Source organism: Halonotius sp. F2-221B (assembly GCF_046719765.1).
Lineage (GTDB): Archaea > Halobacteriota > Halobacteria > Halobacteriales > Haloferacaceae > Halonotius.
Genome location: NZ_JABEBY010000030.1, coordinates 1 through 12,070 on the forward strand (window position 1 = coordinate 1; position 12,070 = coordinate 12,070).

The window sequence follows — 12,070 nt, forward strand, 5'->3', positions numbered from 1 at the left end:
TCGTATCGGCATCCTCACCATGTCAGACTGCGATCTTGCTGCTACCGTTATCAGGAGAACGGACAACTAGCGATAATAAGATTCCTGTCCAGTAACGCAGGTCGAGAGAGGTTTGAGCTTGTAGATAGTGACGATGAAGGAGGAACACTGAGGATTGAGGGATGGACGAAGGGGTCATCAGATATAAATGCTGATGTCAACGCTTCATCAAATTCGAAGGGAAAATCGTTTGGCGTGCAAGGAGGCCCATTCTTTGCTTCCAAGACCGCTTCCAAATCATCAATCAAAGGTGACATATCTGGAGAAATAACCGATAATACCTACACGGCTGAGATAGAAAAGTTGAAGATTTATAAACAGAATCTTACTTTGAAATCTGGTGTGGAGCTTGATATCCATCTTTCAGAGATAGGAAATGTATTCAAGCAACAGAACGGGCTTATTATAGAAGTAGCAGGCACAACTTTTAGAATGGGTGACCTTCCGAGCGATGCTAAGGTCAGCGAAGCAGTTAGCTACATAAAAGACCATATGACGAGTTCTGAGGAAGAGGTAGAAGACACAAGTTCAGCTGAAAAGGATGAAAATGAAAATAAAGACGAATATGCTGACTCAGCGAACGTAGACACTGCTGAAAAACTCAGGGAACTGAAGGGGCTACACGAAGATGGTATTCTAACTGATGAAGAGTTTGAAACAAAGAAAGAAGAACTTCTTGACGACTTCTGATTAGTCGCGGCTTCGGTTCCTCACTTCGACCGAGACAAGTCGATTGTCCCAGAAGACTGTCTTTATTATCACCTCATCGGCTCCGTCTGTCTCTTCTCCGATAGTCGTCTCACCACACTCCTCGCACCACACTCGTCGGAGTACCCACCCATCTCGCTCGTAGTGGGTGGCATACGCTCGTACGAGGTCGCCAGTCCGAACGCGCCTATTACACCGGTCGCAGATGTGTCCCGACCGAACTCCGTTGAGAGCCTTCGCAGGGTTGGTATGAGCCATCGGTCTACACCTCCAGCGAGGAGTAGACGATATTGCACTCGTCACAGGCCCAACCACGCTGGCCACTGTATCGAGGAGCGCACCATAATCGAGACTCGCGCCACACTTGGGGCACTGCTTGCCGCCGGTCGACCGAGTGCGACTCATTCGTCTTCCTCCACGTGCGGATTTGGCTCCTCGAATCCATCCCTGTAACACGGCCAGCAGGGAAGGTCTTCCATCAGCGGAGTACAGTCGCAATCGTCCGGTCGCTCGTCGGAGTGTTCGACTCCGACTGCTTCGACCGTCACGCCTCCATCTGCCTTCACGGTCGGTTCTGCGTTCACCGCTTCAAGAAGGGGCTCACGGATGGCGACAGACACCATATGCTTGCAGGCACCGTCCTGATACTCGAAAGCAGGGCAGTTACAACTGAACGGAATACCACTCTCAATATGAACCGTGTAGGTGTGTTCATCTGGCTCATCGTGGGAACCATTCACGACTTCGACATCACCGCCTTCGAGAATCGTGAACTCGAACGCTTCCCACGAGGCACGTTTCTCGACCATCGTATCAGCGTCCAGCAAATCGAGGACTTCGGAAGGGGATAGTGCCGACATCGTCACCCCTCGATGAAGGTCGTGAACTCATTGCCACACTTACGACATCGGTGGGTGAAGATGAGCGAATCCGAGTAGCCCCGTCGCTTGCTCGTCGTGATAGCCTCGATGGAGCAGAGACACGGTACTCCTGCATCGAGACGGAATCCCGGTAGTTGCCGCAGTCGTTCGATTCGCTGTTCGCCAAGTTCTTGTCCGTCGTCGTTCGTAGTTTGCATTGGCCTTGCTTCTCCAAGAGAAGGCCACCGTCCGCCTGCTACAACAGGCGGGCATTTTCCGAGTGATATGCCCCAAAGGGAGGTTTCCTTCTCACCCATTACTTACGTGGGTAACGGTATAAGCCTATCGGTTGCTTACGTGAGTAATGGAAAGGACTTTGACCGCTCTTCTCGTAATCGCAGATATGAGCCAAGAACGGGACGAGAAAGGCCGCTACAGCGAGAAGACACCTGCTGAGAAGGTTCTCGTACTCTTCGATGATACGGAGCCTCGAACAACCAGCGAGGTCGCTGAGGAGCTTGACGTTGCCCAGAAAACGGCCTACAACAAGCTGGAGCAACTTCGAGAAGAGGGGGAGATAGAGAAGAAGAATATTGGGGGATTGGCGGTTGTCTGGTGGTGTCCGAATCCCGAAACAGTCGGGTGAGTTTTTATTTTTTTAATGCGCACGTTTGAGGTCACATATTATTCGGGCCAGACCGGGAGAAGACCCACCCCTATCTGGGGTAGAGTAGATGCGCTTGCTAACTGTTCTCAGGGGGGTCGAAATCTTGAGCCAAGAGAACCGGCTATCCCCGAATTTCTTCTCACCTCAAAATGCGGTCAGATTAATGCGCCCCATCAATGATTACTCTGAATTCTGCTAATGTCCCTAAATATGCGTTATATGCATATATAGAATACACCCTATGCAGCCCAACGATAGCGGCCAAGAACGCAGTTCAAAAAGTAACAGCAATATTATGGTAGTAGTTACAACACCCGACAATTCTGAAGATGATACTATTTAGTGTAAGATTTCTTATAAGGCTTTAAATGACTTCTAAGTCCTAATTTAGGCACTTTCAGAGAATTCGGATGCAAAAATCGCCGGACGAGAAACCGATTCATATTCCTTCCCAATATTCATCAAATACTTAATACTAAGTACCTACCAGCCCTATCAATAGATACATCCCGACGAAAACAACTGGGATGTCTGAGACACTATGAGAGCAAGCAACCTACACGCAGAGCGGACGCTGAATCATTCGCAATATACCCGCCGGTTCATCAGAGGTGTCAGTCGATGAGTGAATCTGCACCTCATATCGATGAGGGCCATTCTGATGATGAGCCGTGGCACGCTGGCTTCGACGTGGTCGACTTCGAAGCGACACCAATAAGCGAACTCCCCGATGATGACGGGTTCCACCTTATCTGTCCCGTAGACGGATGTGAGCACGAAGCTGAGTTCGACCATCTCGGAGAGGTCAGAGAAAGCGGGTGGACGAAACTAAGTCGGAAAGACAAGATTCTCACAGACGGAACAACCCTCAAGGAAGCGTACTGCCCAGCACATTCCATCGATGGCACACAGGAGATGGTTCCTGAGCTTCGTGAAGGGCTCGGTGTTCCACTGGATACGCAAGACCAGCAGTCCACTCGTGAACAAGACAAAGACGAGTACGCGGCCTTCGAGTTCGCTGATGGTGAGGTTACACTCGATGGCTTCCTTCTGACGTGTGGGTGTGACTCCTGCTATCGACAGAACCACCTCGATGCTCTCGACGATGTCGAGAAGGACGGTTGGGTAAGCGGCCAGATGGTCGGCATCTTAGCTGCTGGGCAGATGCTCTTCAGCGGCCACTGTCCCGAACACCAGTAAGAGCGCGAGCGGCAAGTCGTATAACTGGGAGTCGCTTCGGGCAAGGGAACAGGTCATCTCCCAAGAACGGTCGTGGTGTCGTTCCGTTCCATCCCAATTCCTGTTCCCCTCGCGGTGGCTCTCTATCCGTGACAGGTATGATGAGCCGCTAATCTATTGAGGAAGCACGTGGGGAGTTGCGGAATTTCACCGTACAGAAAGACAATATGCAGAACTTCCGCAAAACGTATAGCGGCAATATTTATATATTGCATAAGATTTACCAAAAGGTTTAAATAGGAGGAACCCCTACAGTATGATACGAAGAGATACATTACCGGTTGGTACATCGGTAGGACACGAATCGGACGACCTCTTTTGTCGATTCGGGTACTGTAGGGCGGTTCAGAAGACGTGGAATCAGTCGGCAGTTTGCGGATACAAATGAATACACAAGGAGAACACACTATGACAAGAGACAATACTATCGTCCTCAGCGATGAGGAAAAGGCACTGGTCGAAGAGACAAAACAGACACTCTACGGGGAAGAAAGCATTCCTCACGGCCACGTTATAGGCCACGCACTGCGCCAAGTTCTACAGGACACTCGTGGAATAACGGTGATAGATGATGAGTGAAGTGACCGTAGAAGTCGGAGGCGTAGAACACACTTATGAGACAGAGGAATTCCTCATCTGCGAACGCTGTGACCACAACTGGATACGGTTCGAGGATACGCAATCCAAGAAATGCCCCGAATGTGGTAACAAGAAAACGATTCTTCCCGCTGAGGAACAAATCACGCTGCGTTCAAAATGGCTCTGGGATGGGGCTGCTTCTGTCGATGAAATGGTCTCACGGCTGAACCAGAAGGCGAAAGTCTTAGAAGAACTACAGAATGACGGGTGGACGGTGAACCAACCATCCACAGATGGATACGCACGTCTGGCGAGGCCTATCGAGGCAGACGGCAGGAAGGATTCGACGGAGGTTACCCTCTCTGAATAATGAAGCTCTGAACCAGCTACGCCAATAGCTGGGTCAGAATTGGAGGTCAGAGAATGACTCTACACAATAGTTACAACTCCACGAAATTAAAAGTTTCGTCTAATAGCAACTCGAAAATAACTGGAGGGTGTCGAGATGAGTAATCGGAGCGACCAGAGATGCTGGGATGACAGCAAGGTTCTGGAACGTATTACTCGTGCGTATTCACGAGAGGATGACCAGTTCCAAATGTGCCCACGGTGTGGTGACATCGCTCGACAGCAGTCAGTCAACGATGGTAGCGATGTGAAACGAGAGCTGCGCTGCACTAACTGTGGTCATACGGAACGGACTACGGTAGTGAAGACGACCAAGACAGGTGTCGAAGTAACTGTGCTTCCGTTCGAGTGTCGCATCTCAGGCCTGAATTCATCGGGAGAGAAACTCGCCGCGTGGCTTCTCTGGTATGACCGTTATCAGGAGGTGGCAGAATGTCGGTAGAGTCAGCAAACACAATCACACCTCGCTCTGAACAATCCAGAGACAATCTCGTACACGCATCTGAGAAGGCTGATTCACTGCGCCAATCGCTCGCTGAATCTCACCCGAATCCAGTCACCATCTGGAACACCTCGAACGAGGAGCGAGCAGAGCTTCTGGCCGAGTATCTGGATGCTCTCGAATCAGTCTGTCCCGACCCTCGCCTCATACCGCTCAACGATGCAGGCAAGGCTCCCGCTATCAAGGAAACACCTGGCCTCGGAAGTCGGCAGGAGAAGCAAATGCGCCATACGCGAGAGGAGGCTGTCGCTGCCATCGAACAAGGGGTGAGCGGCTTCGCCCTCTACGCAGGACGTTCAGACCACGGTACAGAAGACCTGGTCTTCGCAGACCACGACGACCTTCACGCATTCCCGCTCGACACCTTACCCGATACACTCACCGTCGTCTCTGGGTCGGGCGAGGGCTATCACGAGACCTCGGTGAATGCGGGCGACGTGCGAAATGCGAAAAGTGACGGTGGCGAGATTCGGGCGAGCAACTGGTATGTGGTGCTACCAGGTTCGGTTCATCCATCTGGCGGCATCTACCATCTCGAAGAAGAGCGACCTATCGTAGAACTCGAAGCCGACGACATTCCCGAAAGGCTTCGTCCTGCGACCGACTCCTACGATGGCGAAGATATCGAACTTTCGCAGGAGTCGACGGGCGGCAGTTTCACGAACGAGGTAGGAATGTCACTCGATGAGGTACGGGAGTATGATAATGACCTCGATAGACTGCTGAACATTCCGCCTCGTCCCAACAGTGACGCGCAAAATGATAGCGAAATCGATGCCAGCCTCGTCAGACGGTTACGATTCCATCACTTCGAACCAAGAGACATCGCCGCCATCTGGCGACAATATCGCTCTCGCCACAAACTCGAACGAGAGGATTACGTTCGTCGGACAATACAGAACTGCGGCACTCACGATGACCGATGCCGCTATGATGGAAGCGAACAATCCATCGCCCTCCCCGAAATCCCATCGCCGTCTGACTGGGAGTGGCAGGACTCCGTCTCGGACGATGAGGCGGTGCTAACGCTGGATGAGGCACGCACTCGATGCCAGAGGCACATCGATACGGCTCTCGACAGCGGCGCGCACACGCTGATAGATGCGCTTCCAGCGATGGGGAAAAGCTCTGGAGTCATTCGGGGAGCAGTGAAGACCGACACTCCCATCAGTGTATTCACTGCTCGATACGAACTCTATGACCAGTACAGCGAATGGTGCGAGGACGAGAATCTGTCGTATTATCAACTGCCAGCCTTCCACGAGGACTGTCCTACTGCGAAGGGTGAGTATGGCGATGACTGGAAAGATGACGTATTCTCGCTTTACGAGGATGGGGTAACAGCCAAAGAGATTCACAAGTGGGCAAACGAATACCTCGGTCAATCACTTCCCTGTGACGACGGGCAAGAATGCCCCTACAAACAGGAGTGGGATTTCAAATCCGATGAGTTCGATGTTCTCATCGGTCACTATCAACACGCCTACAACCCAGACCTTACCGAAGAAAGAGTCGCAGTCTTCGATGAGTTTCCTGCTGATTCATTCCTGATGGGGTTCGACAGTGATACAGTCACCTCAGCAGTATCGGCCTACGTCTCCAGACAAGACGGCCTTCCATTCAAGGATTTCACCGAGCTAATCGAAGGCCGGAACTCCGAACAAGGGGAGGCTGCGCGCGACTGGTTCGACATCGACGACCTCGAACGAGACGGCGAGCCTGTTCTGAAAGACGAAAGCGGCTCGGCCAATGCCTACGCACCACTGCTCACATACGCAGTCCTCGTTGGTGAGAATCTCGGCAATGGGTGGGAACACGCTGACCTCGACAAAGGGGAAGGCCTCGGCACCCAGCAAAGGGCAGCACGGAACCGAGATTCAGGGAAGGTGGGTCTGCTCCTGCCACCAGAACTGGATGAGGCAAACGGTGTCATCGCCCTCGACGGAACGCCGACGCCCGCTCTCTGGCAACTCGCAGTCGATACACGTCTGAGTCACGAGCAAGTTCTCTCCGATGAGGAACGGGCCGACTATCTCACCGATGCACTCAGTGATTTCATCGTTCAAACCACGGATGCTACAAAGACGTATTCGAGCGGGACGTACGTCAAACCAAAAGAAGACGGCCTCCTGTTCCGAAAAGTGGCTGAACGTGAAGGGACGGAGTCTGCCCTGATTTCAACAGAAGCAGCCATTTCGAAATACGAGCAGGAGGGAGTCCTCGCCCCTATTCAAAAGGACGAGCATTACGGCAACCTGAAAGGCTCGAACAATTTCGAGGACGAGCGTGTCGGCATCGTCGCAGGGAGCCAGCACTACGGAGATGATTTCATCGAGCGATGGGGCGCATTCGATGCGAAAAGTGTCGAACGTGGTGACGGCAAAGGGATGGAACTCGACTATGGCGAGTTCGGGAACAAGATTCTCCATCATATGCGGGAACACGAGGTACTCCAAGCCGTGCTACGGTTCGGTCGAGACGAGCAACCTACTACAATCTACGTCCATACTGCTGCTCTGCCAGAGTGGGTTCCAGTCGAAGCAAATGGGGTGATTAACACTTGGAGTAAGGGAACGCAGGAAATCATAGAGGTGTTGGAATCTGAGGCTCCAAACGAATGGCGAACGGCAGATGTTTCGGAGAAGGTGAGTATCTCCCAACGTCAGGTACGGACAAACCTCAATCAACTCGCTGATGATGGCTATGTTGAGAAACAGAAAGAGGGTCGGGGAATCACGTGGGTCGTCACCGATGAGACGATAGACCGACTCGGACAAGTCGAGTTCCGCTCGTCTTAGATAGAGGGGAACGAGTTGCGGAAGTTTCCCATATCGGGATACAGTATGCCAGAGTTCCGCAAAACACCCCCACGTGCTTCCAAGAGAGATGAGCGGTAGTTAGATGTCGCTGAGATACTCGCGCCGCTGTTCCATCTTTTGTGATTCAGTCATCTCGTTGTAATGTTTGTCGAGTACGTCAGAAGATACATCGGCTCGACCTGAAACGACGGGCTTCGGTACGTCATTCAGAAGTAGCTGAGTCAAACTCCCCCTTCGTAACATATGCGGCGACCGACTCCACTCACACTGACTGGCGTAACTGTAACAGTGCTTCTCGTCACAGCGACACTCTTCTCCGTACTCACAGGGGCGGGTCATAGAATAGATGAGGGCTCGGATGTTACTCTGGCTCATCCGACCGTTTTCTGATGCTATCAGAGGTTCCCTCCCCTCTGAATCAGTCACGTCTGGTCGGGTGTGTTCGAGGTAGTCTTCGATGACAGCGGTAATTTCATCCGAGATAGCTACCTGTCTCTCGCCTGAATCACGGTTCTTAAGCGGAGTGCCGGTTTTTGGTCGATGACGGAATGCAAGACTCTGGTTGACTGCTGAGAAGTCGTCGGTATCAAGTGCTTGTACCGCTCCAAGTCGGGCCGAGGTAGACCAAAAAATCTCGAAGAGACAATGCTTGAGGCTTGCATATTCGAACTTCCGAAAGTTAGCTCGAATCTTCTCCGCTCGGTCAGATTCTAACATCTCGTCACGACTGTCCTGATTCTTGTTGAGGGTCGGGAGTAAAATCTCGTCGTGTAGTTCTGACTCGACTGCATCAATCGATTCACAGAATCGGATGAAAGTGCGGAGCGTGCAGAGTTGAGTACGGAGAGAAACAGTGTTCAGGTCACCGTCATCCTTACGCCATAACCGACACTCGTACAGTCTACGGCCAGTCATATCATTCATATTGTCGATATTCTCTTTGTTACACCACTGGCGAAACTGCTTGAGACGATAGCCGTGGGCCTGTACAGTTCTCGCGGAAGCGTCTTGTTCCTTCTGTGCGAGGTATAGGTCGATTGCTTCGTCCGGTTCAATCGGTTCGAGTTTTCGGGTCATATGTGGGTACTCCGCGAAGGCACCCACAGCACTTCCACCAAGCCGCTGTATTGCGGTTTTGGAGACTTGTCCCCCGTTCAATTCGGGGAGGGCGGACTGAACCTCAGCACCCGTGAGCTACTGCGAACGGTGCTGAGTGTGAAGAACAACCGACCCGTATTGAGCAGCGAACGACCGCAGGGAGTGAGTGAGTTCAATTCGGGGAGGGCGGACTGCGAGATTCGAACGAGGTGAAAATCTCGATAGCGAGCGGCGAAGCCGCGAACATTCTCCTGCGAACGATGTCAAAGAAAAGCGATGGGGTGTAGGACGAACCCTTATCCGGGATTCCGACATAGTTTGTGGTAACATGGCCAGTACCACACGCGACAACCGCGCCGATGGGGTCGAATTCATTTACGAGGACGACGACCGGATCACCGCCCGAGACCTCGAAACCGGCGTGGCGTCCTACGGTGAGACCAAAGCCGAAGCACTCGTGATGCTCGCTGAGGCCTTGTCCCTGCATACGGGCGAGGGGGAGCCAGTGACCGACGAGACGCTCCGGGAGTTCGGACTCGACCCAGAGAACACAGGCGATGAGTCGCTCCCAGAATTCATGCAGTAGATGGTGCGGACGAATTTCTCCGGGCAGGAGATCGCAAAGGTACTTCGCAATCACGGATTCAGACGGGAAGGCCAGCGGGGGAGCCACCTGAAACTGCGATACGAACACCCCGAAACCGACGAGGTGCGTGTCGTGTCGATCCCGATGAAATCAGAGGACGAAATTCCGACTGGGACGCTACAGTCGATTGCCGAGCAGTGCGGGGCAGCGGATTTCCACGCATGGTGTGCGTGGATCGATAAGAACTGTTGAGTGGCAACGAACGCATTCATAATTCCAAACAGCCGCCGAGTCGCACTATTTTAAATGGGTTCGCTGACCATACCACTGCCATGCAGCGGGACGAAATCGAGGAGTACGTCGGGCGGTGTCAACAGCTCATCGAGTCGTCACCGCAGATGGACGAGGAGAACACGAAGGTCAAACTCGTCCAGCCGTTTCTCGAACTCCTCGGCTGGGATCTCTACTCGACGGAGGTCGCCCTCGAATACACGATCCCGATGGCCTCGGGCAGCACGCACGTCGATTACGCCCTCCTCGTTGGCGACTCGCCGGTGGTGTTTGTCGAGGCGAAGCCCGTTCGAGCGACACTCAGCGACGACGAAGTCAGACAGTTGCGGAGCTACATGCGACAAGAGCTCGATGTCGATTGGGGGATTTTGACCAACGGCCAGTCGTTCGAAGTGCTCACGAAGAACCGCAACGAGAACGGCGGCGAGGAGGTGTCTGTCGTCCAGTTCGAACTCGACGATCTGACCGAAAACCCCGGCGTGCTGGAGCTGCTCACGAAGGAGTCGATTCGGTCGGGTAAATCCGACGAGGTCGCCGAACAGGTCGCCCAGACGAACCGCGCGATCACTGCCCTCCAAGACAACGAGGACGGCGTCACCGACGCTGTGACCGAGGCCGTCGAAAGCGAGGTTGGCGAACTGACGATTGATTTGGAGGAACAGGCTCGTGAGTTCGTCCAAGGTCTCGTCTCGGTACTCCGAGAGCAACGGCAGTTTGTGAGCGACAAACCGCAAGAAGAAGTCGAAGAAGAGCCTGACGAAGCGGATGATTCATCCGAGGAACTCAACGCGAAACGTAGTCGAATCGCTGGAAAGATCGCTCGAAGCGAAATCGAGGGTGATGGCGATTCACGCGTTGCAGTGTTCCCAACGAAAGAGTCCGGGCTACCGTTCCTCAAAGAAAACGAGGCATGGGGATTCGTCCGCGTTGGTAGCGAGTTCGATTACGTAGCGATGTACGTCACCGGCGACGTAAGAGAAATCAAGTACGTCGCTCGGGTGGCAGACGTAGTTGATCCCGATGCTGCTGAGTTGTTGCGGGAGCCGATGGATTACAAGGACGGTGCGAAAATAGACGACGGAAAGAAGGTAATTACCTTCGAACCGGGATCACTCTACGAGCTTGAAGATCCAATTCCATTCGAATCAAAATACCCGCAAGGGCTACGATACACGACCCTTGAGAAATTACGGACTGCAGAAACAACCGATGATGTGTTGTAGCCGAATTAGTGTTTGAAAATGGACTCGTCGGGACTCCCGCGAGCGAACGCAGGGAGCGAGTGGGAGTAAGACGAGGCCACGAACCGAGCGAAGCGAGGTGAGTGGACTCGTCGGGATTTGAACCCGAGGCCTCTTCCTTGCGAAGGAAGCGATCTACCGCTGATCTACGAGCCCGCACTCTGTTTGAGCCCTGCAGCACACTTGTAGCTTCTGTTTCGCCCGACTACGCGTCAAGGATACCCGCCGCACCAGCCACCAGCCCAACGAACAGCCCGGTGAAATGCGCGACCAATGCGACGCCGGGCCGCCCGGTCAACACCGTCACCGCCAGCGCGGCCACCGCGTAAAGCACCACCTGCACCCGCGGAGAGAGCCGCAGCCGATCCAACAGCGTCGTCGACACCGTGTTGCCGGCCAGCAGATAGCCGACCAGCCCGAAGACCGCGCCGCTGGCCCCAAGCACCGATGTCGCCGGGCCGACTAATCCGCTGACGACGACCTGGGCAACCCCCGCCAGCGCGCCGACAACGAGGAAAAACAGATGAAAGCGCAGCCACGTCGTCCGGCGTTCGACCGCGAACCCGGCAACAACGAGAACGATGCTGTTGGCGATGAGATGCCCCAGCGAGGCATGCGCGTAGATGCTGGTAACGATCGTCACCGGGTCGGCGGTGATCGGTGGCGCGAGGACGAACAGGCCGCCGAGGCCGACGAACGACAGCGGTACCTGCAGGAGGAAGACGACCAAGACAACGCCGAGTGTATCGATCGTCGGACTCCGACTCATAGGTGGTGTTTAACGAGAGTGAATAAAAGGGGACTGTCAAGGGAGTATTTATACACAGAATTGCGTGGGGAGAAGATACATAGAAAGCCCTCGGCTCTCTCGGCTCCCGCGGCTCGCTGTGCTCCTCACTCGCTTCGTTCGTTGCGGTGCTTGCGTCGCCGGGGTTCGCCGGGAGAGCCTCGCCCTTTCATAGTGTTTAGTTCGAATCTTTACCGGTAAGATACGGCCAGATGTTTGGTTCGGTGATCGCGCTCAATCCTCGTG

General features: G+C 53.6%; 13 protein-coding genes and 1 tRNA gene. 9 read left to right on the forward strand and 5 right to left on the reverse strand.

Annotated elements, in window-relative coordinates; genetic code table 11:
* A partial coding sequence (locus HKK80_RS14670) for an SHOCT domain-containing protein (RefSeq protein ID WP_411800328.1) occupies positions 1 to 729 on the forward strand: 729 nt, incomplete at its 5' end.
* A gap of 419 nt (positions 730 to 1,148) precedes the next feature.
* Here HKK80_RS14670 and HKK80_RS14675 read toward each other — a convergent pair.
* Positions 1,149 to 1,607 (reverse strand): SWIM zinc finger family protein, encoded by a 459-nt coding sequence (locus HKK80_RS14675; RefSeq protein WP_411800329.1) that lies wholly within the window; start codon positions 1,605 to 1,607, stop codon positions 1,149 to 1,151.
* Positions 1,608 to 1,609: 2 nt separating this feature from the next.
* Entirely contained in the window at positions 1,610 to 1,825 is a 216-nt protein-coding gene (locus tag HKK80_RS14680) for a hypothetical protein (protein WP_411800330.1), read from the reverse strand.
* A 185-nt stretch (positions 1,826 to 2,010) separates the two neighbouring features.
* Here HKK80_RS14680 and HKK80_RS14685 point away from each other — a divergent pair, with 185 nt between their 5' ends.
* From HKK80_RS14685 to HKK80_RS14705, 5 genes are all read left to right on the forward strand, one after another.
* A complete protein-coding gene (locus HKK80_RS14685) occupies positions 2,011 to 2,253 on the forward strand; it encodes a helix-turn-helix domain-containing protein (RefSeq protein ID WP_411800331.1) in 243 nt (80 codons plus the stop codon).
* Between the two features lie 642 nt (positions 2,254 to 2,895).
* Positions 2,896 to 3,474: a hypothetical protein gene (locus HKK80_RS14690; RefSeq protein ID WP_411800332.1), complete on the forward strand. Its 579-nt coding sequence runs from the start codon at positions 2,896 to 2,898 to the stop codon at positions 3,472 to 3,474.
* Positions 3,475 to 3,921: 447 nt separating this feature from the next.
* Positions 3,922 to 4,092 (forward strand): hypothetical protein, encoded by a 171-nt coding sequence (locus tag HKK80_RS14695; RefSeq protein ID WP_411800333.1) that lies wholly within the window; start codon positions 3,922 to 3,924, stop codon positions 4,090 to 4,092.
* Positions 4,085 to 4,462, forward strand: a complete 378-nt coding sequence (locus tag HKK80_RS14700; protein ID WP_411800334.1) for a hypothetical protein — start codon at positions 4,085 to 4,087, stop codon at positions 4,460 to 4,462. The genes HKK80_RS14695 and HKK80_RS14700 overlap by 8 nt, the downstream gene beginning before the upstream one ends.
* A 470-nt stretch (positions 4,463 to 4,932) precedes the next feature.
* Entirely contained in the window at positions 4,933 to 7,800 is a 2,868-nt protein-coding gene (locus tag HKK80_RS14705) for a bifunctional DNA primase/polymerase (RefSeq protein WP_411800335.1), read from the forward strand.
* Between the two features lie 99 nt (positions 7,801 to 7,899).
* On the opposite strand, the gene HKK80_RS14710 is transcribed toward HKK80_RS14705, so the two are convergent.
* Positions 7,900 to 8,898: a tyrosine-type recombinase/integrase gene (locus HKK80_RS14710; RefSeq protein ID WP_411800336.1), complete on the reverse strand. Its 999-nt coding sequence runs from the start codon at positions 8,896 to 8,898 to the stop codon at positions 7,900 to 7,902.
* Positions 8,899 to 9,247: 349 nt separating this feature from the next.
* Between HKK80_RS14710 and HKK80_RS14715 the strand changes: the two genes are divergently transcribed.
* From HKK80_RS14715 to HKK80_RS14725, 3 genes are all read left to right on the forward strand, one after another.
* The gene (locus tag HKK80_RS14715; RefSeq protein WP_411800337.1) at positions 9,248 to 9,505 is read left to right on the forward strand and encodes a hypothetical protein; all 258 of its coding nucleotides are present in this window, start codon (positions 9,248 to 9,250) and stop codon (positions 9,503 to 9,505) included.
* Positions 9,506 to 9,757: a type II toxin-antitoxin system HicA family toxin gene (locus HKK80_RS14720; RefSeq protein ID WP_411800338.1), complete on the forward strand. Its 252-nt coding sequence runs from the start codon at positions 9,506 to 9,508 to the stop codon at positions 9,755 to 9,757.
* A gap of 80 nt (positions 9,758 to 9,837) precedes the next feature.
* Complete coding sequence (locus tag HKK80_RS14725; protein WP_411800339.1) at positions 9,838 to 11,019, forward strand: type I restriction enzyme HsdR N-terminal domain-containing protein; 1,182 nt, start codon at positions 9,838 to 9,840, stop codon at positions 11,017 to 11,019.
* 102 nt (positions 11,020 to 11,121) lie between these two features.
* On the opposite strand, the gene HKK80_RS14730 is transcribed toward HKK80_RS14725, so the two are convergent.
* Positions 11,122 to 11,193, reverse strand: a tRNA-Ala gene (locus tag HKK80_RS14730).
* Positions 11,194 to 11,242: 49 nt separating this feature from the next.
* Positions 11,243 to 11,806, reverse strand: a complete 564-nt coding sequence (locus HKK80_RS14735; RefSeq protein ID WP_411800340.1) for a rhomboid family intramembrane serine protease — start codon at positions 11,804 to 11,806, stop codon at positions 11,243 to 11,245.
* Positions 11,807 to 12,070: the final 264 nt, after the last annotated feature.